The following is a 26,104-nucleotide window of genomic DNA, read 5'->3' as shown; positions in this document are numbered from 1 at the left end:
GGGTGCGTGCGCCCGTGCTGTACAGGCACGGCAGTCGAGCGGCCAGTCGCGCTTTCGACTATCTCGACTTTGGCAAAAAACTGTTTTCATTATTGCGCTTTAGTATGGGACCGGTTCCATCTACCATGGCGGCCGCGGCGGGCCTGCCCAGCCGCGACGCCGCGCGCGCCCGTCGCAGGCGCGCGTTCCCGCGTGCGGACGCCACGACCGTGCATGGCCGGCGGAGCTCGCCGCCGCACGCGCTACTCGCATAGAACAACGGGTTCACCGCCCGGAGACACAAAACCATGAACAAGCAACTGATCGCAGCACCGCTGCTGCTCTCGCTCGCGGGCAGCGTTTTCGCACAAAGCTCCGTCACGCTTTACGGCATCGTCGATGCGGGCGTGACCTATCGCAGCAACGAACGGGTCGGCTCGGCGGGCGCATACACCGGGCATTCGAGCGTCGGGCTCACGACCGGCAACCTGTCCGGCAGCCGCTGGGGCATCAAGGGTTCCGAGGATCTCGGCGGCGGGATGCGCGCGCTGTTCGTCCTCGAGAACGGCTTCGACATCACGAACGGCACGTCGGGCCAGGGCGGCCGCCAGTTCGGCCGGCAGGCATTCGTCGGCATCGGCAGCGACCGCTACGGCACGGTCACGCTCGGCCGCCAGTACACGTCGCTCGACGATTTCGTGAGCCCGGTCGGCCCATCGTCGTTCATCGGCGGGTTCGGCGCGCACCCGGGCGACATCGACGATCTCGACCAGACCGCGCGCGTCGACAGCTCGATCAAGTACACGAGCGCCAACTACGCGGGCTTCACGTTCGGCGCGCTGTACGGCTTCGGCGGCCAGCCGGGCAGCATGAAGCCGCGCAACACGTGGAGCGTCGGCGCGGCGTACGCGGCGGGCCCGCTGCGTGTCGGCGTCGGCTACGAGCGCTCGGACAACAGCAAGACGGGCGCGACCGACCCGACGACGGGCAAATGGCAGAGCACCGACGACGGCCTGTTCAACTCGTCGATCAACGAAGGCTATGCGAGCGCGCAGTCGCAGCAGGTCATCGCGACGGGCGCGACGTACGACTTCGGCCCGGCCGTCGTCGGCGTGAACTACAGCAACGTGCAGTACCGCAGCGGCGACCGTTCGCTGTTCGCCGGCCACGCGACGTTCAACGTCGCGGGCGTGTTCACGCGCTGGAACGTGCGGCCGCAGACGCAACTGTTCGCCGGCTACAGCTACACGCGCGGCAGCGATGTCGATGGCGTCGACGATCGCGCGCAGTATCACAACGTGACGCTCGGTGCCGTCTACGACCTGTCGAAGCGCACCAGCGTGTACCTGCTCGGCGCGTACCAGCATGCGTCGGGCATGACGCTCGACGCGCTCGGCCGACCGGTGGCCGCGACCGCGTCGGTGTCCGACAAGGCGAACGGCCATTCATCGGACTCGCGGTCGCAGGCGATCGTCAGCCTCGGGCTGCGCCAGAAGTTCTGACGCGCCGAGGTCGTTGCGGTCGCAACGTCGTTCGCAGCCGGTGCGGGCGACGTTGCACGCCGGCTCCTGTACTGTCGCCTCTGTTCTTCGAGGAGACGACATGACCGGAACGCAATCCGCGCGCTGCCTGTGCGGAGCCGTCACCGTCACGCTGCGCGGCGAGCCGGCGGCGCGCGAGAACTGAACGATCGCGACCGCGTGCCGGTGCGCGGCTTGTTCCGCCGCATCTTTCTTCAGTCTTCCTTCCTTTCTTTCGCCCGCCGCGTTCGCGGCACGCCCGATACGCCGGTTTGCGAAACGACGATTGCGCCGGACAATATTTTTTCTCTTTCATTTTAATTTCGATTTGTAATCATCGAACCTCTTTCCGGCGGAATGAAAAGGCAATGCGGGCATGTCAGAAAAAATGACGCATTCGCATTGGGCGACCCGGAAGAAAATGCCGGTGAAAAGCGCCGAAATCGCGCTGCCGGCGGGCCCTTGCAGTGCGGCGAGCGGGTTTGACCATCATTGACGAAAAAGCGCCGGACGGCATAAAGCACGCGGTGAATAATTCGGGATGACGGCGAATGCGCTCTTGCCTGAATCACCAATATTTCATGCGTCGCGATTTACAGTGTCGACACACGATCGTCCGGGAGCATTATTCATGTCAATGAAACAAATTCGCGCGGCATTGCTGGGAATGTGCATGGCCGTGCTGGCGCCCGCGAGTCACGCGCAGGCGCAATACTCGACGGACTGGATCGCGAACACGTTCGGCACGCTGGCTGCGCACGTGGGCAACGGCGCGCGCTCGATGTGGGTCGCGCCCGAGGGCGTGATCTACACGGCGTCGCGCTGGGACGAGAACGCGGGCGGCGTCGCGATCTACCAGAACGGCCAGCCGCTCGGCACGATCGGCATCCACGACGAATTCCAGGGCGGCGCGATCACCGGCAATTCGTCGTCGCTGTTCGTCGCGCTCGGCTACAACCGCACCTTCGGCAGCGGGTCGGTGGGCCGCTACAACCGCGGCACGAACCAGCGTGACCTGCGCATCCCGGTCAGTGTGTGGACGGGCATTCAGTACGCGGACGTGATCACGGGCCTCGCGACGGCCGGCAACCTGCTGTACGTGAGCGACTTCTACGGCAACCGCGTGCGCGTCTATACGACGGACGGCGTCTGGCAGCGCGACATCGGCGTATCGGGGCCGGGCGCGCTGGCGCTCGACGCCGCCGGCAACCTGTGGGTCGCGCGCAAGAGCGCGGGCGTCGTCGCGCAGTTCAGCGCGACCGGCACGGCGATGAACACGATCCAGATGGCGGCCGGCGCGCGGCCGGCGTCGCTGTACTTCGATGCGTCGATGGGCCAGCTGATGGTGGGCGACGAAGGGCCCGACATGAACATCAAGGTCTACAGCGGGCTCCTCGGCCTGCCGGTCCAGGTCGGCACGTTCGGCGTGCAGGGCGGTTATCTCGACACGACGACGGGCATCAAGGGGCAGGTCGGCGACAAGCGCTTCACGCGCGTCGCCGCGCTCGGCAAGGATTCGGCCGGCAACCTGTACGTGCTGAACAACGCATGGGGCGGCGGCTGGGATCTCGGCCGCAACGGCAGCACCGACCTGCATTCGTACAGCCCGACGGGCGCGCTGCAATGGAAGCTGCAGGCGCTGAACTTCGAGGGGATCGCCGCGCCCGATCCGGTGACCGACGGCGCGTTCTTCTACAGCGGCAACAACGTGTACACGGGTTCGGCGGGCGGCACGTTCGTCGCGAACACGGTCGACCCGTTCACCTATCCGAAGGACCCGCGCCTCGACATGAAAGACTATCAGCGCGGCCAGCACTTCGGCCAGCTCGTGATGGTCGGCGGCAAACGGATTCTCGTCGCGTCGGGCCAGAACCCGGGCAACTTCAACTTCTATTACTTCAACACGGCGAGCGGCTATATCGCGATTCCGGCCGGCTCGCTGCCCGGCAAGCCGTTCAACACGACGCTGCAGGTGACGGCCGGTTTCGCGATCGACGACAACGGCGACGTGTGGGCAGGGCTGGACGGATCCAACGCGATTTCCCGCTACCCGATGACGGGCTTCGACGCGACCGGCAAGCCATCCTGGGGCAAGCCGACGACGACGCCCGTGCCGAGCACCGTGTCGCCGGTCACGCGAATCATCTACCAGGCCGACAGCGACACGATGATCCTCGCTCAGGGCCTCGCTGGCAATTGGGACTGGACCGCGATGAACGGGCACATCGAGGTCTATCACGGCTGGAAGAACGGCAACACTAGCGCGCCGAATCCGGTGATCAACCTGACGAGCGCGAATCCGAAATCGATCGCGGCGGCCGGCCACTACCTGTTCGTCGGCTACGTACACACGGTGCCGAACATCGACGTGTTCGACCTGAACACCGGTGCGCTCGTCACCACGCTGACGAATTCGAACACGTCGGCGATGGACGTCGGCAACGACGTCGACTCGATGTACGGCGTGCGTGCGTACCTGCGCTCGACCGGCGAGTACGTGATTACCAAGGACAACTACAACGGGTCGAGCATCGTCGTGTATCGCTGGCGTCCGTGACCGCGCCGGCCGAGCTGGCCGGTGCGGCCCGGCGTCATGGTGCGCCGAGCACGCGGCCGTTCACGCCGAGCCCGTACATCGAGTCGGGCGAATCGTGGAACTTCGCGCGCGTGTCCTGCACGGATCCCGTGAAACGCGGGTCCTGCGGACGTTCGTGGCTATCCATGAAGGTTGCGACATCCCACGCTTCCTGATCGGTCAGCGTGCCGCCGAGCCCGAGCGGCATGTTGGCCTTGATGAAGCCGGCCGCATTGCGGATGTCGCCCATCCCCGCGCCCCAGTTGAACGAGCGCGCGCCCCACAGCGGCGGGAAGGCCGGCTTGCCGCCGCTCGACTGCCCCTGGCCGTCCGCGCCGTGGCACAGCGCGCAGTGCTGCGTGTAGACGGCGGCGCCGCGTGCGTAGTCGGCCTTCTGCGCGGGCGGCGGCAGTTTCAGGAAGCCTTGCCCCGGCAGCTTCGTGCCGACCGGCGCGCCCTTCGCGAGCCAGTACGAATAGGTTTCGAGCGCGACGAGGATCGGGTCGCCGGCCGGCGGCGCCTTGCCGTTCATGCTGTAACGGAAGCAGCCCTGCAGCCGTTCGGCGAACGTGTTCACGTGGCCGTTCTTGCTGCGGTAGGCCGGATACAGCAGGTACGCGGCCCACATCGGGCTCGAATCGGGCCGGCGGCCCGCGTCGAGGTGGCAGCTCGCGCAGGTCAGCTTGTTGCCGACGTACTTGCCCGCGAACTCGGGCGTGTGCAGGAAGATCTGCTCGCCGAGCTTCACGGTCTTGCCGCAGTCGTCGGCGGGCATCGCGGATTCGGCGGGCGGCGTGAACGGTTTGGCTGCTGCCGCGGTTGCGGCCGCTGCCGGTGCGGTCACGGGTGCGGAAGCCGCGGCCGGCGCATCCTGCGGCGCTGCCGCGAACGCGAGCGAGGGCATCCAGGCCGCGCCGATCAGTGTGGCGCGTGCGCGGCGGATCAGCGTCGTGCGGTCGATCATCGCTTGTCTCCTTGTGCGGCGCCGCCGCGCGCATAGTAGGCGGCCACCGCGTCGATGTCGGCATCGGACAGCTTGCCGGCGATCATCGGCATCAGCGCCATCGGCCCGGGCGGGCGCGTGCCGTGTTTCCAGCCGTTCAACTGGCCGGCGATATACGCGGCCGGCTGCCCCGCGAGCGGCGGAAACGCGGTGCCGACGCCGAGGCCGCCGGGGCCGTGGCATTGCGCGCACGCGGGCAGGCCCTGCGACCAGCGTCCGCGCGTCGCGAGCCACGCGCCGGTGTTCGCGGGGTCGATCGACGCGGCGTCGGCGGTGAAGACGCCGGCCGGCGCGGGCAGGCGCGCGAAGTACGCGGATACCGCGTCGCGTTGGTGCGGCGTCAGCAGTTTCGAGAGCGGCTGCATGACCGGGTTCTGGCGGCTGCCGTCCGCGAACGCTGCAAGCTGCGCGGACAGATACGCGGCGTTCGTGCCCGCGAGGCGCGGGAAGCCGGCCGCCGCATTGCCTTCGCCATGGCTGCCGTGGCAGCCGACGCACGCGGCGACGCCCGTCGCCGAGCCCTGGGTCGCGAGCGTCTTGCCGAGCGTCGCGTCGTCCGCGTGCGCGTGGCCGGCCAGCAGTGCCGCTGCGGCAAGCAGCAGCGGTGTGAGCCGGCGTCGCCGTGTGTCGACCGCATCGTTCACGTGTCCCCTCCTTGTTGTATGTCGCGTGCGCGCCGCTACGCGGCCGGCGCGACCACGCGGTCAGCCTGCGTCGGGCCGGTCATCCGCCGGCGCGAGGTGCTGCATCGGGGTCGTCGCATCGTAGCGACCGAAGCCGTAGCGCTGGAAAATCCGGAGCGCTTCCGGCGACCGGATGAACGTGAGCCACGCGCGCGCGGCTTCCGGATGCGGCGCGTCCTTTACCATCGCGCCCGCATAAATCGCCGTCGTATTCTGCGCGGCCGGAATGTCGATGTGCATCAGCGGATGCCCGACCTGTTCCTGGAATGCCGCTTCGGATTGCCACAGCACGCCGGCGTCCGCGCGCCCCTGCATCAGGAACAGCGCGGTTTCCCGATGGTGGATGTGCGTGAGCTCGGTCGTGCCGGCGCGCACCTTGTCGTCGTAGACGGTGCGCGCGAGCGCGTCGCCGCCAGCCTTCACGAGCGACGCGCGGATCTGCCGCGCGACGCCTTCGAATTCCGGGTTCGGCATCGCGAGCTTCACGTCGGGCCGCGCGAGATCGTTCAGCGACGCGATGCGCTTCGGATTGCCGGCGCGCACCATGATCGTCAACCGGTTCGTCACGTACGGCACCGCGGGGCCGGCGAGCGTGCCGTCCGCGATCAGCCCGTCGATCTTGCCGAGCCCCGCGAAATACGCGTCGGGCTTGACCGTCCACGTCATGTTGCCGACCGTGATCGTGCCGCCCGCGTGGATCTGCTTCACGAGCAGGCCGGGCGGGATCGTTTCCCAGTAGATGCGGCCGCGGTATTCGGGATGGTCTTCCTCGAACTTCGCGACGAGCGGCGCCATCGCGAAGAAGTAGTTGCCGCCGACGAACAGCACGAGCTTCGGCGCGGTGAGGTCGCCGTGGAAATCGGCGAGCACGTCGACCTGCGGCACCGTGAATTCGAGGCCACGATGAAGCGCGTCGTTGTTGCGGCCGTCCTGCCAGGGCGGAAAGATGCGCGCTGCTGTGTCGGCGGGCGCGGCGAACGCCAGCGTGGACGCGCAGCACAGCCAGGCGGCCAGCGCGGCGCGCAGCGTGCGCCGCCGGCGGCGCGACGGCGATTGCGGGTGGGTCGAGGTCATCGCAGGCCTCATTTCGCGTACGTGAAACCGGCCTGCTGCAGTTCGGGCAGCGTGCCGACCGCGCCCGGCGTGACGATCGCCGACGGGATCACGTGGTTGGTCAGGTCGGCCGCGAGTGCGTCGAGCGGCAGCTTGTCGGGATTCGCGTTCGCGCCGTCGAGCCGTTCCGCGAGTTCCCAGATCGCGTTGTGGCACGACAGGAACACGACGCCGCGCTGCTGCAGGGCGGCGATGCTGTTGTCGTGCGACGAGAATGCGCCGTCGGGCAGCGCGTGATCGTGCGCGCCTTTCGATTGCGCGGGCTTCGCGTCGAGCAGCGTGTTGGTCGGGAATGCGGCGCCGGCCAGGTTCGCGAGGCCGTATTTGCCCCACGCGGCCTGGTCGAACAGCGCGAGATGCGCGCTGCCGTGCGTGGCCGACACGACGAGGAAATCCGGATGGCCGTACGACCAGACCTGCGCGTTCAGCGAATTGCGCATCAGGTTCAGCCACGGGCCGCCGAGCTCGGTGTTGTCCCACACCTGCTTCGGGCCGCCGCGATAGCCGATCACTTCGGCGAGCGCCGCGTGATCCCACTGGTCGGGGCGGTCGAGGATCATCGGCACCGTCTTGAAGTCGCGCCGCCTCGGCACGGCCGCGAGGCGGCGCGTGAGGTCGGCGAGGCGCGTGGCGGCGCCGGGCAGCAGCGTGCCGGTTTCGGGCGCCGCCGCGTGAACGCGGTGCGTGGCGGCGAGCAGTGCGGAGCCGGCCGCGAGGCCGAGTGTCTTGAGCGCGCCTCGGCGCGCATGCCCGTCGGACATGGCTTGACTCCCAGGAACGTTTTTGTGGGGGCGTGTCGCGTTGCCGTGAGGCGGCGCAGCGTCGCCATCGCGTAGCCAGTCTAGAGGCGCACGATCGATACCGGAAATCGCGATATCGGATGGGAGATATTCGGGGGGCTGATGATCGGGCGGGAGGCGGGGGCGACGCCGCGGAGCGCGGCGTCGCGTTGCGAGTCGTCGCGCGGCGGGCGTCAGTGCGCCGCGCGTTCGCGCAGGACCGCAGACGGCCGGCCGTTGCGCACGAATACGCCTGCCAGCACGGCGCCCACCAGCGCAATCGCGCCGGCCAGCACGAACGCCGACGCGAACGAACCGCTGCGCTCGACGATGAAGCCGGTCACGGCCGGCCCGATCACGCCCGACAGGCTGCCCATGCAGTGCAGGAAGCCGCTCACGCCGCCGACGCGCGCCGGGTGCACGACATCCTGCACGATCGCCCAGTAGATCGCGCCGGTGACGTACAGGAAGAACAGCGACACGGACATCAGCGCGACCGCGCCTTGCGTCGACTGCACGGTGCCCGCGATCGCCACGCACGCGCCCGCGCCGAGCAGGCAGGTGACGAGCACGATCCTGCGCGACAGCAGCAGGTTGCCGGTGAGCCGGTAGAGCGCATCCGAGATCGCGCCGCCGCACGCGAGGCCGACCGTGCCGACGAGCCAGGGCACGACGGTGGCGATGCTCATCTCCTTGATGTTCAGGTGATGCGCGCGCACGAGATAGCTCGGGAACCAGCTCAGGAAGAAGAACAGCACGTAGTTGTAGCTGAAGAACGCGACCGCGGTCGCCAGGATGCGCGGCTGGCGCACATAGTGCGACAGCGTGCGCGCAGGCGCCGATGCATCGTCGTCGCCCGCGCGGGCGGCGGCAGGCACGTTCGGCGCGTCGTTCACCGGCATGGCCGGACGGTCCGACGTCGACACCATCCACAGCACGACCCACGCGAGCCCGATCGCGCAGACGATCCAGAATGCCGGCCGCCAGCCGAACTGCGCGGCCAGCAGGCCGACGATCGGCCCGGCGATCGCGCCGCCGAGCGGCGAGCCCGCACTGAGCAGCCCCATCGCGGTCGCGGCGCCGTCGCGCGGCAGCCAGTTGTTGACCATCTTGTTCGCGGCCGAGCACAGCGGGCCTTCGGCCATGCCGAACAGCAGCCGCACGATCAGCAGGCTCACGAAACCGACGGTCAGCGCGGTCATCCCGCAGAAGATCGACCAGAGCCCGACCGCCAGCACGTACACGAGCTTCGGCCCGAGCCGGTCGGATGCAAGCCCGCCGATGAAATTGAACAGCGCGTAGCCGACGAAGAACGTGCTGAACACGAGGCCCATCTGCGCGGCGTCGATGCCGAGATCGGTCTGTACGATCGGCGCGACGATCGACAGCGCGACGCGGTCGAGATAGTTGATGCCATACACGATGAACAGCAGGAATACCGTGAACCATGCCTGCGACTTCTGCTTCATGTCTGTCTCCTTCGTGCCGGTGGGCCGGCCGTCAAGTCTTTTCCATCGTTCGCCGCGTCGACACGGACATCGGCGGGCAGGGGTGTCACGCGGTTCGCGTCGGCGGCGGCAAACCGGCCGTGCGGGCGTTCAGCGCGCGTGCAGCGGTGCGAGCAATGCGTCGGTGCCGTGCGCGCGCAGCGTCGACAGATGCGCGCCGACGCGCGCGACCAGCGCGTCGGGCCACGCGGCCGTGCCGGCGAGCGCGGCACTCGCGAGTGCCGCCCGCACCGCGTCGTTCGCGTCGCCGGCCGCGCCGAGCGTTTCGGCAAGCGCCGCCGCGCCCGGGTCGCTGATCGTCAGCGGCCGGCCGCAAGCGTCGCGTGCGGTGGTCAGGTAGTACAGCCAGAGCGCAAGCGCACGCTCCAGATACGGGCGCTCGACGCCCGCCGCCGCGCTTTCGGCGAGCGCGGGCAGCCAGCGCAGCGGCACCTTCTGCGTGCCGTCCATCGCGATCTGTTCGGTGCGGTGCGCGAGCGTCGGATTCCGGAAGCGCCGCACGAGCGTCGCGCAATAGTCGTGCGCGTCGAAGCCGGACGGCACGTCGACGGTCGCGAGCAGGTCGTGCGTCATCACGCCGTCGACGAACGCCGCGATCACCGGATCGGCCATTGCGTCCGACACGGTCGCGCGGCCGCGCAACTGCCCCGCATACGCGATCGCCGAATGAGAGCCGTTCAGCAGCCGCAGCTTCATCGTTTCGTACGGCCGCACGTCGGCGACGAGGCGCGCGCCGGCGTCTTCCCAGCGCGGGCGCGGGCCGGCGAAGCGATCCTCGAGCACCCATTGCGAGAACGGCTCACAAACGATCGCGGCCGCGTCGCGCGCGCCGAGATGCGCTTGCGCCCAGTCGAGCGATTCGCGTGTCGCGGCCGGCACGATCCGGTCGACCATGCTGTTCGGGAACGCGACGTCGTCGCGGATGCGCCGCGCGAGCGCGCCGTCGTCGATGCATGCCGCGTAGTCGAGCAGCAGCGCGCGCAGCGTGTCGCCGTTCGACGTCATGTTGTCGCAGCAGGCGACGGTGAGCGGCGCGCCGGCCGGCCGCTGCCGGAGCCCGGCGGCGATCACGCCGAGCGCGGTGCGCGGCGCGTCGGGCGTCGCGAGATCCTGGCGGATCGCGGGATCGTCGTCATCGAGGCCGCCGCCGGGCCGGCGGCAATAACCTTTCTCGGTCACGGTCAGGCTGACGATCGACACGCGCGGATCGGCGATCAGCGCGAGCAGCGCGGGCAGCGATTCCGGTGCGAACAGCGCGCCGTGCACGGCGCCGACGATCCGGGTGCGCGCGCCGTCGCCGTCGCGTTCGGTCACCGTGTACAGGTGGTCCTGCGCGGCGAGCAGGTCGACGGTATGGCGCCGCCGCAGCTCGACACCGACGATCCCCCAGCGGAGATCGCCTTGTTCGAGCACCGTTTCCGTATGGATCGCCTGATGCGCGCGGTGGAACGCGCCGAGGCCGAGATGGACGATGCCCGTGCGGACCGCGTGCCGGTCATAGCGGGGGCGGCGCGTGCCGGGCGGCGCGGTGTGCAGGAAGTCGGGTGCGGGTGGCATGACGATCGGTAACGGGTTGTACCATGGTAGATGTAAGAGTGAGTGAAGGTTATTGCGGGTTTTTGACGGAAGTTATTGGTGTAAACGCCAGTTCGATCAGTTTATTTGTGTTGTGTACCATGGTAGTTATAGAAATCGAGTCGGATGCATCGGCAAACATGAGCGAAACGGCAGCATTTGAGGAAGACGTCGTCGTCACGGCGTTGCAGGGGTTCTCGCTGGACGAGAGCCGGTCTTATACGGAGCAGGTGCACGCGCTGCTGCGCCACGCGATCGTGCGGGGCGCGCTGCCGCCGCACACCGCGCTGTCGGAAGCCGTGATCTCGACGACGATCAAGGTCAGCCGCACGCCCGTGCGCGAGGCGTTCGCGCAGCTGGCCGACGAGCGGCTCGTGCAGATCCACCGGAAGGTCGGCACGTTCGTCGCGCCGATTCCGGTGTCGATCCTCGAGGAAGGGCGGTTCGCGCGCAGCACGCTCGAATGCGCGAACCACGTCGAGCTCGCGCAGAAAATCACGCCCGAACAACTCGCGGAGCTGTCGCGGATCATCGACGCGCAGCGCGCCGCGGTGGCCGCGCACGATGTCGAGGCGTTCTTCGAGCTGGATGAAGCGATGCACGGCCGCATGTTCGCGTTCGCGGGCCGGCCGCACGTGTGGGAAATGCTGCAGCCGATGAAGCGCCAGTTCGACCGCGTGCGCTGGCTGCTGCTCGACCGCGTCGAGGATCATGCACGCCGCGCGCTGCAGGAGCACGAGCAGATCCTCGCGCATATCGCGTCGCGCAACATGGCGCTGCTCGGCGCATCGGTCGCTACGCACGTCGACCGGATCGGCTCGCATCTGCCGGACGTGCGCAGCCGCGCCCCCCATTACTTTGTCGACTGAATCGCCCGCTGGAGGAGCGCAGTGAAAATCGAACGCTTGCAGACCATCGTCACGTGTCCGGGCCGGAACTTCGTGACGGTGAAGATCGTGACCGACGAAGGCGTCTACGGCCTCGGCGACGCGACGCTCAACGGGCGCGAGCTCGCCGTGCGCGCGTACCTGGAAGAGCATGTATTTCCCTGCCTCGTCGGCCGCGACCCGCGCAACATCGAGGACATCTGGCAGTACCTGTATCGCGGCGCGTACTGGCGGCGCGGGCCCGTGACGATGACGGCGATCGCCGCGATCGACATGGCGTTGTGGGACATCAAGGGCAAGCTCGCGGGCATGCCTGTCTACCAGCTGCTCGGCGGCAAGAGCCGCGACGGCCTGATGGTGTACGGCCACGCGAACGGGCGCGATCATGAGGAAGCGGTCGACGCGGTGCGCGCGCATATCGAGGCAGGCTTCCGTGCGATCCGCGTGCAGTCGGGCGTGCCGGGGCTCGACAAGGTGTACGGCGTCGGCAAGACCGCGGGTGCGTACGAACCAGCCGAAAAGGGCCTGCCGCCTGAAGAGCCGTGGGATACCGCGCTTTATCTGCGCCATACGCCGGAGCTGTTTCGCAAGGTGCGCGACGCGGTCGGCGATGCGCCGCACCTGTTGCACGACGCCCATCACCGGCTTACGCCGATCGAGGCCGCGCGGCTCGGCCGCGATCTCGAGCCGCATCGTCTCTTCTGGCTGGAAGACGCGACGCCCGCCGAGAACCAGGACGCATTCCGGCTGATCCGCCAGCACACGACGACGCCGCTCGCGGTCGGCGAAGTGTTCAACTCGATCTGGGATTGCAAGGACCTGATCCGCGATCAGCTGATCGACTACATCCGCGCGACGATCGTGCACGCGGGCGGGATCACGCACGTGCGCCGCATCGCCGACTACGCGGCGATGTACCAGGTGCGCACCGGCTTTCATGGCGCGACCGACCTGTCGCCAGTCTGCATGGCGGCGGCCGTGAACTTCGGGCTGTGGGCGCCGAACTTCGGCATCCAGGAACTGATGCCGCACAGCCCGCTGACCGATGAAGTGTTTCCGCACAGCTACCGCTTCGAGGACGGTTATCTCGTGATGGACGACGTACCCGGCCTCGGCGTCGACATCGACGAGACGCTGGCCGCGAAGTATCCGTACGAACGCGCGTACCTGCCGGTCGCGCGGCTGCGCGACGGTTCGATGTGGAACTGGTGAGCGGCGAAGAACCGAAGGAGAGAACCGAAATGTTGAGCGTCGTTGTCGATCGTCCGAACAGCATGGGCGTGCGCGAGGTGCCGCTGCCCGTGCCCGCCGCCGGCGAAGTGCGCGTGAAGGTCCGCTATGCGGGCATCTGCGGGTCGGACCTGCACATCTTTCACGGCAAGAATCCGTTCGTGTCGTATCCGCGCATCATCGGCCACGAATTCGTCGGGACGATCGAGTCGGTCGGCGAGGGCGTCGATGCGGCGCGGCTCGGCGAGACCGTCGCAGTCGATCCCGTGATCAGCTGCGGGCATTGCCATGCGTGCACGATCGGCCGGCGCAACGTCTGCCGTCACCTGACCGTGCTCGGCGTGCATCGCGACGGCGGCTTCAGCCAGTACACCTGCGTGCCGGCCGGCAATGCATACCGGATTCCGGCGGAGATCGCCGACACCTGCGCGGCGATCGTCGAGCCGTTCGCGGTGGCCGCGAACGCGACCTCGCGCACCGGCGTGCTGCCGGGCGACGTCGCGCTGATCTACGGCGCCGGCACGGTCGGGCTGACGATCCTGCAGGTGCTCAAGCGCGTGTACGGCATCCGCGCGTTCATCACCGACCGGCTCGACGCGCGCCTGCAGCTCGCGCGCAAGTGCGGCGCGGCGGAGGACGAGATCATCAACACGAGCGTCGAGCCGTTGCCGGACGCGCTGGCGCAGCGCGGCGTCGACGGCGGCCCGACGCTGATCTTCGATGCGGTTTGCCATCCGTCGATTCTCGAGGAGGCCGTGCGGATCGCCGCGCCGGCGGGCCGGATCGGCGTGCTCGGCTTCTCGTCGGAGCCGTCCTCGATCGTGCAGGCGGAACTGACGAAGAAGGAACTCACGCTCGCTGCGTCGCGGCTGAATTGCGCAATGTTCCCGCAGGTGATCGACTGGATCGGCCGCGGGCTGATTCAGCCCGAGCATATCGTCACGCACAAGGTGGGTTTCCGCGACGTCGCGCAGGCGTTCGAGATGGCCGAGCAGCGGCCTGCCGAGAGCTGCAAGATTCTGCTCGATTTCGCGGGCGGCTGATACCGGTTCGCGCCGCGAGCCGGGGCGGTGGCATCCGGTTCCGGATCGAACCGCACCACAAGAACTTCAGGAGACACGCAGGATGATCCGAATTCCGTTCGAGGAGTTGCAGGGCGCCATTTATCTCGCGCTCCTGAATGCGGGCATGAACGAGCGCGACGCGGGCGTTTGCGCACGGGTTCATGCGGAGGCAACCTGCGACGGCGTCAATTCGCACGGCATCAATCGCGTCGCGCGCTTCGTCGACTACGTCCGCAAGGGCTGGGTGAATCTGCAAGGCGTCCCCACGCCGGTCAAGCGCTTCGGCGCGATCGAGATCCTGGACGGCAATCGCGGCCCCGGCGTTCTGAATGCGTTGTCCGCGACCGAGCGCGCGATGGCGATCGCCGATGAGCAGGGCGTCGGTATCGTCGCGCTGCGCAACACGACGCACTGGATGCGCGGCGGGACGTATGGCTGGCACGCGGCGGATCGCGGCTACATCGCGATCTGCTGGACGAATACCGAATCCTGCATGCCGGGCTGGGGCAGCAAGAAACCGCGCGTCGGCAACAACCCGTTCGTGATGGCGGTGCCGCGGGACAAGGGCCCTATCGTGCTCGACATGGCAATGTCGCAGTATTCGTACGGCAAACTGCAGGCTACCCGCCTCAAGGGGAGAAACATGCCGTTTCCCGCAGGTTTCGACAGCGAAGGGAAGCTGACTGTCGAGCCCGGCCCGATCGAGGCGTCGATGCGGATCCTGCCGATGGGTTACTGGAAGGGCTCGGGATTCGCGATCATGCTCGACGTGCTGGCCGCCGTGCTGTCGGAGGGGCTGGCGACGAACGGGATCGATGCCGTGCAGCTGGGAAGCTGCACCGGCTGCTCGCAGGTGTTCATCCTGATCGACCCGCGAAAGCTGGGCGGCGAAGCGTTCACGAACGAGGTCGCCGACGGCGTGGCCGATTATGTGAATACGTCGGAAGTCGCGGAAGACAGCGACGAGGTGCTGTACCCCGGACAAAGCGCGCTGCGAACCCGCATCGAACAGCGGCGGCACGGCGTTGCCGTCGACGACGGAATCTGGGCCGACGTGCTCGCGCTTGCGGAGCGATGAGGCCGCCGAATCCGTGACGCGGCGCCGGCAGGCGACCCGGCCCCGCCGCGAGCATGCGAAACGTACCAGCGTACGGATCGGTCCCGTCGCCGTCGAGGTTCCTGTATTAATCGGGAGAGCTGATCATGAAGGCGGACATCACGCTTGCGCTCGGCGCAGGCATCGAAGCGCTGCACGAAGACGCGTTGTACCGGAAGGTGATCCTGAGGATCGTCCCGCTGTTTTTCCTCGGCTTCATCATGTCCTATCTGGATCGCGTGAACATCGGCTTCGCCAAACTGCAGATGGCAGCCGATTTCGGCCTGACGAATGCGTCCTTCGCACTCGGCGCGAGCGTGTTCTTCTGGGGCTACATGCTGTTCGAGATTCCGAGCAACCTGATTCTCCGGCGGGTCGGCGCACGCGCATGGATTGCGCGGATCATGATCACGTGGGGGATCGTGTCGACCCTGATGATCTTCTCGAGGAACGAGGCCGCGTTCTACTCGCTTCGCTTCCTGCTTGGCGTATGCGAGGCCGGGTTCGTTCCGGGCGTGATGTATTACACGAACACGTGGCTGCCCGCCCGGCGCCAGAGCGGCATGTATTCGCTGTTCCTGATGGCGTTGCCGATTGCCGTCGTGTTCGGTGCGCCGCTGTCCGGCGCGATCATGGAGACGATGGACGGCGTGGCGGGCGTCAGGGGGTGGCAGTGGCTGTTCCTGCTCGAAGGGCTGCCGTCCGCGGTGCTGGGCGTCGTCATCCTGGCGCTGCTGCGGAACCGGCCGGCCGACGTCGATTGGCTGACACCGCGCGAGAAGCAGATCATCGAGGCGAATGTCGCGAAGGAGGCGGCGTTCAAGTCGCATCGCGTCGCGGACGCGTTCCGGACACCGAAGATCTATGCGCTGATCGTCGTGATGATCCTCTTCAACACCGCTTTCTATGGACTGACGTTCTGGATGCCGACGCTGTTTCATGATGCCGGCGTCGCGAACAGCCTGGATGTCGGGCTGTTCACGGCCATCCCGTTCAGCGTCGCGGCGATCTGCATGTACGTGAACGCGAAGTACGCGGAGAAGTCCGGGCGGCTGCGCAGGCACGGCGTGGTGCCGGTCGCGCTGGCCGCCATCGGGCTGTTCGTCGCGACGGTGGCGCATGACAGCTTCTGGCTCGCGCTGATCATGCTGACCGTCGCGACGTCGGGCATCCTGTCGCTGATGCCGATCTACTGGACACTGCCGGGACGCGTGCTGTCCGGTGCGGCCGCGGCGGCCGGCCTCGCGCTGATCAACGCGTGCGGGAGCCTGTCGGGGATCCTCGGCGCGATGATCATCGGCTATGCGGGCATCCGCACCGGCATGGCGATCCTTGCCGGCTTCCTGTTGCTATGCAGCGTCGTGTTCTACCGGGTCTGTCCGCCGACGGCGGAATGACGTCGAGCCGGGCCCGGCTTCCGGCTGCCCCGGCCGTCAGAACGACACCGTCGTCGTCAGCGTGACGAGTCGCGGCTCGCCGACCGCGATGATCAGGTTGTTGTTGCTCGACGGGTAGTAGGTCTTGTCGAGCAGGTTCTTCACGTTGAGCTGGAAGCGCGTCGGGAACTTGCCGATCGTCGTTTCGTAGGCCGCGAACGCGTCGACGGTCACGTAGCCGGGCAGCGTGAAGCTGTTCGCGGTGTCGCCGGAGCGTGCGCCGACCAGGCGTGCGCCGCCGCCGAAGCGCCAGCGGCCGGGCAGGTTCGCGATCGCCGTGTCGTACACCGCGAACAGGCTGCCCGTGTGGCGCGCGACGTTGACGAGCGGCGTATTGCTGTCGCGATCGGTCGCGTTCGTATACGCATAGCTGCCGATCACGCTCAGGTGGCGCGTGATCTGCCCCGCGACGTCGAGTTCGATTCCGCGCGAGCGCGCGGTGCCGATCGTCGACGTGATGTCGCCGTTCGTGATCGCGACGTTGCGCTTGTCGATCTGGTAGACCGCGAGCGTGCCCGTGATCGCGGGCTTCAGGCTGAACTTGAGCCCGGCCTCGAGCACGCGGCCGTATTCCGGCGCGAGCGGCGCGGCGACGTTCGTTGCGACATTCGGCTTGAACGAGCGGCTCACGTTCGCATACGCGGTCAGCGCCGGCGTGAGTGCATACGCGAGCCCGAACTGCGGCAGCCAGACATTGCCGCGCGAGCGGTCGGCGAACACGAACGGCCGCCCCATCCCCGATTCCTGCTGCCAGTTTTCCCAGCGCAGCCCGCCGACCGCTGTGAGACGCTCGGTGAGCTTCACCGAGTCCTGCACGACCATCGAATACGCATGCACCACCGAGCGCGAATCGCTTTGCTTCGGGTTGGGCGTGCCGCCAGGCGCGAGCAGGCCGTACACGGGATCGTAGAGATTGAAGCCCGTCGTTGCCTTGCCGCGGATCGTGTCGCCGCGGAAGCTGCGCTGCCGCTCGTATTCGCCGCCGATGTAGATCGCGTGGTTCATCCCGGCAAGCGTCACGTTGCCGAGCAGGCCGAGCGTTGCGATCTGGTCGGAATCGTTGCGCCCGAGGTTCGCATCGGACGAGCGCGTCAGCGCGCCGGTCCTGCTGTTGAACGCCGTGGCACGCGTGATGTACTGGTCGTAGCGATCGCGGCCCCAGCCGTAGGTCGCGCGCACGCGCCACGCGTCGGAGAAGCGGTGCTCGATGCGCGCGCGCAGCGTTTCCTGGATGCCGCTGCTTTGCGACCACGCTTCCTCGTAGCGGCGATAGCGCAGCGCATCGTCGAGCTGGCCGTTCACGAGCACGGTGCCGCGATCGAACGGCGTCGTGTAGTCGACGTACTGGTAGCTGACGTCGACCGACGTGTTCGCGTCGTGCCACGCCAGCGCGGGCGCGATCAGCGCGTCGCGCTGGCGGCCGAAGCTGCGCCAGTAGCGGCTCGTGTCGTATTCGCCGGTGAGCCGGAACGCGAGCGTGCCGCCCGCGACCTGGCCGGGCTTGCCGAGCGGGCCCGTGAGATCGAACAGCGCGCTGCTGCCGCCGTGGCTCGTGTGCGACGCGGAGATCGAGCCGCCGAACGTGTCTTCCGGCTTGCGCGTGACGAGGTTGATCACGCCGCCCGGATCCTGCATCCCGTAGAGCAGCGAAGCAGGGCCTTTCAGCACTTCGACGCGATCGATCGTCGCGAGATAGCTGTGCAGCACCGGCGTGCGCACGCCGTCGACGAGCACCGAGCCGTCGTTGTTCGATCCGAAGCCGCGCTTGGTGAACGCGTCGCGCGTGCCGCCGAGCGTGTTCGTCTGCGTGACGCCGCTGATGTTGCCGAGCACGTCGTCGAGCGAGCGTGCCTGCTGGTCCTGCATCACGCTGCTGCTGACCACCGCGACCGATTGCGGAATCTCCTTGAGCGGGCGGTCGCTGCCGCCCGCGATGCTGCTGGTGCGCGGCTGGTAGCCGATCGTCGGATCGACGGCCGCCGATGCGTTGACGCTGATGGCCGGCAGTTCGCGTTCGGCGGGTGTCGATGCGGGCGTGGAGGCGGATGCGGACGCAACGGGTTCGGCGTTGGCGCGTTCGGCGGCGTCGGCATGCGCGCCGCTTGCGACGCAAAGAGTGATCAGGGCAGGCAGGCTCGTGCGCCACGGGCGAAGGGTCCGGGCGCGGCGGGTGGTTCGACGGGATGGCATGAATCGATGCAGGGCGGAGTGCTAAGGATCGTGTCGCGGGCCGCAGCACTGCGCCACAACCGGGATGCGGATGATATATGTAATGAGAATTATTTGCAATTGTAATGGGGCAATCGGCAGCGGGCGGGCGTTGGTTGCCGGGCCGTCGGCCGTCTGCTACCGTAGCGGCCAAAATCAGACGCAGTGAAATTCAATGAGAGAGCCGGGGGCCGTACCATGTCATCTTCCTGCCACGTCGCGTTCGGCGCGACGCAACGTACCGCACTCGACCTTGCGGGTGGTGAAGTGATCACAGCCGTGTTCCGCCATTCGAACGATTAAAACGGAAGCGAATTCATCTGGCGTTATGCCGGGCAGCCGGCACCGCGCCGCTTTCAATCACTTCAACCACCAAGCCTGACGGGAGACCACCCAATGAAAAAGATTTCCGCGCCGTTCGCGGCGGCCGCGCTTGCGGTGTGCGCGATGCTGGCGGGCGTTCACCAGAACGCCTGCGCCGCACCGGCGGACGAGCCCGCGATCGATGCGCGCTACAGTGTCGTGATCGAGGCCTATACGCAGGACATGGCTGCCGCGAAGACGAAATACGACGGCAAGCGCCTCGCGTTCGTCGGCGCGGTGATCCGGATGGGCAGCGATCCGGGCGGCACGTACTTCGGCGCGCTGACGACCGACGGCGGGCAGTTCGACACGCATTTCGACGTGGCTGACCAGGCCGCGCTGAAGCCGAAATTCCCCGGCGGCGAGATCAAGCCGTTCACGGCATCCGCGAATTTCCGCTTCAGCTGCGTGAACGAAGGCTATATCGACGCGCCGGTGCTGCCCGGGTTGAAGCTCTCGCACTGCCGGCTCGCCGATTGAGGTAGTGCGGAGGCCGGCGTTCAGAACTTCTGCTGGATGCCGGCCATCACGCCGAGCTGATTCATCCCGGTACCGACCGTCCCGCCGGCGGCGACCGCGTTTGCGGCCAGCGTGCTGTTGAACATGTAGCCCGCCGACGTATAAACGGTCGTCCGCTTTGACAGGAAATAGTTCGCGCGGCCGACGAGCAGCGTGGCGTTCGTGCCGCCTTCGCTGTTTTCGCGACGCTGCAGGTAGCGTACGCCCTGCAGGTCGAGCGCGAGGTAGGGCGTCGCGTAGTACGTGCCGCCGGCGAACACGATGTCGGCCTGCAGGTGTTCGGCCGCCGCGAGGTTGCGGCGGATCCACCCGGCGCCCAGTTTCGCGGGGCCGATCTTCACGTAGCCGGCGACGATGTCGCGCGTGTCGGTGTACGCCGGATTGTTCAGCGGCGCGAGCGCGCCGCCGCCGCCGCGCATCACGTCGTGCGATGCGGCCAGCCCGAAATTGCTCGCGTCATAGGCAAGCATCGCCGTGTATTGACGACAGGCGATGATGTCGCCGGGCACCTGTCCGGCGCAGCCCGTCGCCGACGGTCCTGCCGGCCCGGCCGCGTCGCGGCCGAAACTGTAGGTGGCGCCGAGCGTCACGCCGTGGAACGTGCCCTTGTAGCCGATTGCATTGTCGCTGCGCGCGTTCGGCAGATAGGAGTCGAAATCCGCCATCGAATGAATCGACGGACCGATCACGTCGGCATTGGTCAGCACAATCATCGACATGTTCATCTGGCGGCCGAGGGTCAGCGCGCCGAAGGGTCCGTTCACGCCCACGTTCGCCTGCCGCCCGAACAGGCGCCCGCCGTAGTTCAGCGCGCCGGTGCCGGGCTGGAAGCCGTTTTCGAGCACGAAGAAGGCCTGGTAGCCGCCGCCGAGATCCTCCGTGCCCCTCAGGCCCCAGCGTGACGGCACCTCGCCGGTCAGCGTCGGCATCCCGGTGAACGAGCCGCCGTGCGCGGCGTTGTTGTAGTAGGACATGCCGGTATCGATGATCCCGTACAGCGTGACGCTGCTTTGCGCGCAGGCCGGTCCGGCCAGCGCCATCGCCGTCGCGAGTGCGGCGCCCAGTTTCGTTTTCATGGCTGTCTCCAAACAGTATGTAGATATACTTATCGATTTTTTTATGCCCCGGACATGTCCGGGATACCGACGGGTATCGGCAGGACTGCGGGCGCGTTACGACATCGCCGGATCGCGTTGCCGGTGCGGTGCCGCGGCACGCGCGCCCGCCACGGCGACGGCGATCGCCGCGCCGACCATCGGCACGAGGAACGCGAGATAGAGATGAGGCACGGACCAGCCGTCGTCCAGCAGCGCACCGACCGTCATCGGCGACAGGATCGCGCCGAGGCGGCCGATGCCGACCGCGAGGCCGATGCCGGTCGTGCGGATCTCCGCGGGATACGGCGTCGGCGACAGCGCATACATGCCGGCCACGCACGCATTGATCACGGCACCGAGGAGCACTGCGACGGTCATCCCGATGCCGAGGGAGCCTGTGTTCGCACCGAACACGACCATCAGTGCGCCGCCCAGCAGCAGCGTCGCGCCCAGCAGGTTGCGCAGGCCGAACCGCGTCGACAGCAGGCTGAAGAGCGAGGCGCCTGCAATGCCGCCGAGATTGAGCAGTACGCCGCCGGTCACGCCCTGCGATGCCGACAATCCGGCCTGGACCAGCAGCTTCGGCGTCCAGCTCACGACGAAGTAGAAGCTGCCCATTACGAGAAAGAACGCGATCCACAGCGCGATCGTGCGGCGCGTGAGCGGTGCGCGCAGCACGGCCGTCCAGCTCGACGCGGGGTTCGCCGTGTCGATGGAAGCAGTCGCGGCCGGCAGCGTGTCGAGCGGTGCGCGCTTCATTCTCGCGAGGATGCGGTTGATTTTCTGCAGCGCGTTGTCCGGACGCCGAGCCAGCAGGAAGTCGAGCGATTCCGGCAGCAGCGCCAGCACCATCGGGATCGACATCAAGGTCAGGATGCCGCCGAACGCGAACACGCTGCGCCATCCCCATACCGACAGCAGGTAACCGGCAATGACGCCGCCGGCGGTGGCGCCGATCGCGTAGCCGGTCGACTGCATGCCGATCGCGGCGCTGCGCCATTTGTTCGATGCGTACTCGCCGCTGATGACGGTCAGGCTCGCCAGCATGCCGCCGATGCCGAGCCCCGTATAGGCACGGGCGACCGCGAGTTGCAGCGTGCCGTGCGTGGCCGCGCAGGCGAGCATCCCGGTCGAGATCACGGCGAGGCAGAGCAGGATGATGCGGCGGCGGCCGACCCGGTCGGCCAGCGGCGCGATCAGCACCGAGCCGATGCCCATGCCGGCCAGCCCGGCACTCAGCAGCAGACCGATTTCCTTGCCGCTCAGTTTCCATTCGGCCGCCAGGTGCGGCGCGGCAAACGCGATGGCCAGCACGTCGAACCCGTCGAGCATGTTCAGCACGACGCAGGCTGCGACAGCCGTCGTCTGGAACGCGCTCATCGGGGATTCGTCGATCGTATTGCGGATATTTGCGCTCACGTCAAAGACCCTTCATAAAAAATAGTATGACTAATCGAATAGGATGAAATCGAAGCCGGCAGTAGCAAATGGGACGAAAGCGAATGCGTGGGCTGACGGGCAACCCCAGGGAACGCTCGTCGCGACCGGCAGGCGTCGTTCGCGCACCGGCGCGATGATTACGCGGGTTCGGATTGCAGCAGCCGCTCGATCACGCGCCGTGCGCGATTGGGCCCTGCGTCGACGTGAATGTCGATCTGGTGGCGGCCCGGAAACCGCATCTGATTCCGGTATTGCGCTTCGATCACGGTCTTGTCCTCATCGAACGTCGCCGCTGATTGCTCGATGACCGTTTGCGCGACGCGTTCGACATCGTGTTGCGGATTGGTCGCGACGGTCCAGAAGTAGTGCGTCGTGGTGTCCGTCTCGGGCGTGATGCCGTGGAAGCCGCGCATGTGAAAGCCGCCGCGCGACGGATCGCGCAGGTCGCCGGTGCCGGCGTCCATCGCACCGGTCCAGATCCGTATATGCGACACGTGGAATTCGATTTCCTGCCAGCGATCGACGCGGCCCGCGAACGGCCATGCGGCGGTGTAGGTCGGTGGCGGGTCGGAATCCGGCATCCGGCGGACCAGCGTCACCGTGTCGCCGTCGGTGCTGACGCGGGTTTCCGCGCCCATGTGCAGCGGCGCGTTGCCGCCGATCGTTTTCAGATGGACATAGCCGAGGTGGCTCAGGTCCATCAGGTTGTCGTGAATCAGCTGATACGGTGCGTCGTAATGGTAGTTGCCGCCGCCGAACCGGTATTGCGGATCGGTGTGGAATGCATAGCGCGGCGGCGCGCAGGTCGGTTGGGCGTGCGCGCCGGCGCCGATCCAGATCCACACGACGGCGTCCTGTTCCTGCACCGGATACGACGATACGCACGCCTTCGCCGGAATCCGGTCCTGGCCGGGAATCTCCACGCAGGTGCCGCCGCGGTCGAACAGCAGCCCGTGGTAGCCGCAGCGCAGGCCGCGCGCCTCGAGCGAACCGCACGACAGCGGCAGCGACTTGTGGCAGCAGCGATCCTCAAGCCCGCCGACTTCCCCGGACGGCAACCGGAACAGGACGACCGGGCGGCCGAGCAGGGTGCGGGCGACGGGTTTGTCCGTCAGTTCGGATGACAGCGCGGCGACCCACCATCGGTCGATCGGGAATTTAGTTGTATTGATCGGTGGTCGGGCATCTTGCTCCATTGATCGTCTCCGGTATTGTGGTTGGCCGCCGCGTGTCGGGCGGTCCGTCTACAGATCGAGTACCAGCAGGTCGGTTCGGGATCGCGAACAGCACGGCATGAACTGGTCGCCGGCCGCTTGTTCCGCTTCCGTCAGATACGAATCGCGATGATCGGGCTCGCCTTGCAGCACGCGCGTTACGCAGGTCCCGCATACGCCTTGCTCGCACGACGTCAGCACGTCGACACCGTTGGCCGCCAGCGCCGCGATGACCGTGCATTCGGCCGGCACGTCGATCACCTTGCCGCTGCTCGCGATCCGGACCTGGAACGCGCGATCCGCGCCGGACGTCGCAACCGCGCCGCCGAAGAACTCGTAGTGCAGCCGCTCGTCGGCCCAGTTGCGCTCGCGCGCTGCGTTCAGCACCGCATCCATGAAGCCGCGCGGGCCGCATACGTACAGGTGCGTGCCGTCAGGCGCGGCGGCGAGCACGGAGGCCAGGTCGAAGCGTTGCGCGGGGTCGCCGTCGTCGACATGGATGCGGGCGCGGTCATGGAACCCGGCTGCGTTGATCCGCTCGACGAAGGCCATGCGGTCGGTCGAACGCGCGCAGTAGTGCATGTCGAATGGCATGCCGGACGAGAACAGCCGTTCCGCCATGCAGAGAATTGGCGTGACGCCGATCCCGCCCGCGAGCAACAGGTGGTGCGGTGCGTCGGGGGCGAGCGGGAATTGATTGCGCGGCATGCCGATCCGCACGGTGTCGCCTTGCCGGACTTCGTCGTGAATGGCGCGTGACCCGCCGCGGCCCTCGGCATCGCGCAGCACGGCGATCTGATAGCGATCGTCGTGCTCCGGGTGATTGCACAGCGAGTACTGGCGCACGAGGCCGCCCGGCAAATGCACGTCGATATGGGCGCCGGCGTCGAAGCGCGGCAATGGCGAACCGTCATCGCTGACGAATTCGAAGCCGCAGATGTCGCGCGCTTCCTGCCACTTGCGTGCCACCCGGACCGTCAGCGTCGCGGCGCTCATGACGCCTCCTTGATGTGTGCGAGCGGAATCGCGGGCCGCTGCGGGTTCGACGCGTTTTCGTCGGCGAGCAGCCGTTCGATCACCTTGCGCGACAGCACGCCGCCGGCGTCGATGTTGAGCTTCAGCAGCTTGCGGTCCGGCCACTTCTCGAGATTGAGCTGCTGGCGCTCGAGCATCTCGAGATCCTCGGCGAAGATCTTGCCCTGGCCTTCGCGGATCTCGGCGGTCAGCGCGTGATCGTCGGGCCGGAAGTTGCGCGCCATCCCCCAGAAGTACCAGATCGAGGTGTCGGTCTCGGGCGTGATGAAGTCGACCACGATCGACGACGCCTTCCGGTCGGCCGGCGCGTCGTAGCCGCCGTGGCCCGCATGCGCGACGCCCACTTCGATCATCACGTGGCTCGGCGGCGTGAAGCGGCAGATCTGCCAGCGGTCGACCGGCACGTCGTCGGCGAGGCCGTTGCCGCGCAGCGCCATCCGCCAGAACGGCGGCGGCATCACGTTCTCCATGAAGCGGCTCGTGACGACTTCGTCGCCGTGGCTGGTCGTCTTCGGCGGCGCCTCGTCGATTTCCTTCTGGCCGATGCTCGTCGCATGCACGTAGGTCTCGTGCGTGAGGTCCATCAGGTTGTCGATCATCAGCCGGTAGTCGCAACGGATGTGATACAGGCCGCCCCCGTGCGCCCAGGCCGGATCTTCGGCCCACGACAGCGCGGGCAGCTTGCCGGGATCGGCTTCGGACGCATCGCCGGGCCAGACCCAGACGAATCCGTACCGCTCGACTACCGGGAAGCTGCGGATCGACGGGAATCCGCCGACGCGCTGGCCCGGCATGCCGGCCGTCTTGCCGTTGCAGCCCATTTCCAGCCCGTGATAGCCGCACACGAGCACGCCGTCGCGCACGAATCCCAGCGACAGCGGCGCGCCGCGGTGCGGGCAGAAGTCCTCGAGCGCGGCGACCTCGCCGTTCGCCGCGCGGTAAAACACCATCGATTCGTTGCAAATCTTGCGGCCCAGCGGCTTGCCGTCGATTTCATCGGGCGTGCACGCCACATACCAAGCGTTCTTGAGAAACACGTTCATCGTCTCCTTCGGGGCGGTGCCGCCGGTACGCGGCAGTTCTTCATTCCGTGTACTGAATGAGATTCAGTGTACTCATTGAGATTGGCCGGGGCAAGGCGAGCGGTATACTGGTTTTCCCGGGAAATGGCGCGAGGCAGCGCCATGCCGTGGGCGCACGCAACAGCGTGCGCCGCCTATGTCATCGACTCATTCATGGAAAAAACGAATCCTGCCGACGCACCGGCTTTCCCGCTCGATCTGTACGACGAACCCGGGCACCTGATCCGGCGCGCCCATCAGATCGCGGTTGCGATGTTCTACGAGAAGCTGGGCCGGGACGTGACGCCGGTGCAGTACGCGGTCCTGCGGATGCTGTACGAGTGTCCGGGGCTCGATCAGGTGACGCTCGCGCAGCGGGTGGCGCTCGACACGTCGACGACCGCGGACCTCGCGGTCCGGCTCGAAGCGAAAGGATTGATCGTCCGCGAAGTGCTGCCGCGGCGTCAGCGGCGCCTGCTGCTGACGCCGGCGGGCGTCGAACTGCTTACGCACCTGATTCCGTCGGTGCAGGAACTGCGTGCAGGCCTGTTCGACGGCATGGGCGAGGACGATTCGCAGGAACTGATGCGTCTGTTGCGCAAGTTCGTCCATTTGAACAACGAGCAGAGCCGCGCGCCGCTGCGGGTCGGCGAGGAGTCGTAGCGGCTGATTTCCGCGCGATGGAATAGGAGATGCGGCAACGCGGCAGGCGCTTCGCG

At 67.3% G+C, this 26,104-nt stretch carries 21 protein-coding genes; 9 read left to right on the top strand and 12 right to left on the bottom strand.

The features are described from left to right. Positions 1-287: 287 nt before the first annotated feature. Positions 288-1,481, top strand: coding sequence for a porin (locus DM992_RS23860; protein WP_111018909.1), 1,194 nt, complete (start codon positions 288-290; stop codon positions 1,479-1,481). A 649-nt stretch (positions 1,482-2,130) separates the two neighbouring features. Further along, a complete protein-coding gene (locus tag DM992_RS23850) occupies positions 2,131-4,056 on the top strand; it encodes an SMP-30/gluconolaconase/LRE-like region family protein (protein ID WP_111018908.1) in 1,926 nt (641 codons plus the stop codon). Positions 4,057-4,090: 34 nt separating this feature from the next. On the opposite strand, the gene DM992_RS23845 is transcribed toward DM992_RS23850, so the two are convergent. The 6 genes from DM992_RS23845 to DM992_RS23820 all read right to left on the bottom strand — a co-directional run bounded on the left by DM992_RS23845 (position 4,091) and on the right by DM992_RS23820 (position 10,717). Next, a complete protein-coding gene (locus DM992_RS23845) occupies positions 4,091-5,038 on the bottom strand; it encodes a c-type cytochrome (protein ID WP_111018907.1) in 948 nt (315 codons plus the stop codon). After that, positions 5,035-5,721, bottom strand: a complete 687-nt coding sequence (locus DM992_RS23840; protein WP_111018906.1) for a c-type cytochrome — start codon at positions 5,719-5,721, stop codon at positions 5,035-5,037. The genes DM992_RS23845 and DM992_RS23840 overlap by 4 nt, the downstream gene beginning before the upstream one ends. 60 nt (positions 5,722-5,781) lie before the next feature. Beyond that, on the bottom strand, positions 5,782-6,834 hold the full coding sequence (locus DM992_RS23835) for a substrate-binding domain-containing protein (RefSeq protein WP_111018905.1): 1,053 nt from the start codon (positions 6,832-6,834) through the stop codon (positions 5,782-5,784). 8 nt (positions 6,835-6,842) lie between these two features. After that, complete coding sequence (locus DM992_RS23830; RefSeq protein ID WP_111018904.1) at positions 6,843-7,634, bottom strand: transcriptional initiation protein Tat; 792 nt, start codon at positions 7,632-7,634, stop codon at positions 6,843-6,845. Between the two features lie 212 nt (positions 7,635-7,846). Continuing rightward, a complete protein-coding gene (locus DM992_RS23825) occupies positions 7,847-9,121 on the bottom strand; it encodes an MFS transporter (protein ID WP_111018903.1) in 1,275 nt (424 codons plus the stop codon). Between the two features lie 129 nt (positions 9,122-9,250). After that, a complete protein-coding gene (locus DM992_RS23820; protein WP_111018902.1) occupies positions 9,251-10,717 on the bottom strand; it encodes a mannitol dehydrogenase family protein in 1,467 nt (488 codons plus the stop codon). 158 nt (positions 10,718-10,875) lie between these two features. Between DM992_RS23820 and DM992_RS23815 the strand changes: the two genes are divergently transcribed. The 5 genes from DM992_RS23815 to DM992_RS23795 all read left to right on the top strand — a co-directional run bounded on the left by DM992_RS23815 (position 10,876) and on the right by DM992_RS23795 (position 16,409). Beyond that, positions 10,876-11,604 (top strand): GntR family transcriptional regulator, encoded by a 729-nt coding sequence (locus DM992_RS23815; protein WP_111018901.1) that lies wholly within the window; start codon positions 10,876-10,878, stop codon positions 11,602-11,604. A 21-nt stretch (positions 11,605-11,625) separates the two neighbouring features. Next, entirely contained in the window at positions 11,626-12,834 is a 1,209-nt protein-coding gene (manD, locus tag DM992_RS23810) for a D-mannonate dehydratase ManD (RefSeq protein ID WP_111018900.1), read from the top strand. A gap of 29 nt (positions 12,835-12,863) precedes the next feature. Beyond that, positions 12,864-13,895, top strand: a complete 1,032-nt coding sequence (locus DM992_RS23805; protein WP_111020367.1) for a Zn-dependent oxidoreductase — start codon at positions 12,864-12,866, stop codon at positions 13,893-13,895. Between the two features lie 82 nt (positions 13,896-13,977). Beyond that, entirely contained in the window at positions 13,978-14,994 is a 1,017-nt protein-coding gene (gene yiaK, locus DM992_RS23800; protein ID WP_111018899.1) for a 3-dehydro-L-gulonate 2-dehydrogenase, read from the top strand. A 125-nt stretch (positions 14,995-15,119) separates the two neighbouring features. After that, on the top strand, positions 15,120-16,409 hold the full coding sequence (locus DM992_RS23795; protein WP_111018898.1) for an MFS transporter: 1,290 nt from the start codon (positions 15,120-15,122) through the stop codon (positions 16,407-16,409). 36 nt (positions 16,410-16,445) lie between these two features. Here DM992_RS23795 and DM992_RS23790 read toward each other — a convergent pair whose 3' ends face one another. Beyond that, a complete protein-coding gene (locus DM992_RS23790) occupies positions 16,446-18,638 on the bottom strand; it encodes a TonB-dependent siderophore receptor (RefSeq protein WP_111018897.1) in 2,193 nt (730 codons plus the stop codon). Between the two features lie 414 nt (positions 18,639-19,052). Between DM992_RS23790 and DM992_RS23785 the strand changes: the two genes are divergently transcribed. After that, complete coding sequence (locus tag DM992_RS23785; protein WP_111018896.1) at positions 19,053-19,499, top strand: hypothetical protein; 447 nt, start codon at positions 19,053-19,055, stop codon at positions 19,497-19,499. Between the two features lie 20 nt (positions 19,500-19,519). Here DM992_RS23785 and DM992_RS23780 read toward each other — a convergent pair whose 3' ends face one another. From DM992_RS23780 to DM992_RS23760, 5 genes are all read right to left on the bottom strand, one after another. Continuing rightward, on the bottom strand, positions 19,520-20,614 hold the full coding sequence (locus DM992_RS23780) for a porin (RefSeq protein ID WP_111018895.1): 1,095 nt from the start codon (positions 20,612-20,614) through the stop codon (positions 19,520-19,522). Between the two features lie 96 nt (positions 20,615-20,710). Further along, the gene (locus DM992_RS23775) at positions 20,711-22,054 is read right to left on the bottom strand and encodes an MFS transporter (RefSeq protein ID WP_111018894.1); all 1,344 of its coding nucleotides are present in this window, start codon (positions 22,052-22,054) and stop codon (positions 20,711-20,713) included. Positions 22,055-22,212: 158 nt separating this feature from the next. Continuing rightward, positions 22,213-23,271 carry an aromatic ring-hydroxylating dioxygenase subunit alpha gene (locus tag DM992_RS23770; protein WP_111018893.1) on the bottom strand — a complete coding sequence of 353 codons (1,059 nt, stop codon included), beginning with the start codon at positions 23,269-23,271 and terminating at the stop codon, positions 22,213-22,215. Positions 23,272-23,319: 48 nt separating this feature from the next. Next, on the bottom strand, positions 23,320-24,285 hold the full coding sequence (locus tag DM992_RS23765) for a PDR/VanB family oxidoreductase (protein ID WP_111018892.1): 966 nt from the start codon (positions 24,283-24,285) through the stop codon (positions 23,320-23,322). Beyond that, positions 24,282-25,361: an aromatic ring-hydroxylating dioxygenase subunit alpha gene (locus DM992_RS23760; RefSeq protein WP_111020366.1), complete on the bottom strand. Its 1,080-nt coding sequence runs from the start codon at positions 25,359-25,361 to the stop codon at positions 24,282-24,284. Before DM992_RS23760 ends, DM992_RS23765 begins: the two co-directional genes overlap by 4 nt. Positions 25,362-25,559: 198 nt before the next feature. Between DM992_RS23760 and DM992_RS23755 the strand changes: the two genes are divergently transcribed. After that, complete coding sequence (locus tag DM992_RS23755) at positions 25,560-26,048, top strand: MarR family winged helix-turn-helix transcriptional regulator (RefSeq protein WP_111020365.1); 489 nt, start codon at positions 25,560-25,562, stop codon at positions 26,046-26,048. Positions 26,049-26,104: the final 56 nt, after the last annotated feature.

It is taken from the genome of Burkholderia sp. JP2-270, from assembly GCF_003233675.1.
GTDB classification, from domain to species: Bacteria; Pseudomonadota; Gammaproteobacteria; order Burkholderiales; family Burkholderiaceae; genus Burkholderia; species Burkholderia pyrrocinia_C.
This window is presented reverse-complemented; position numbering and strand designations above follow the sequence as displayed.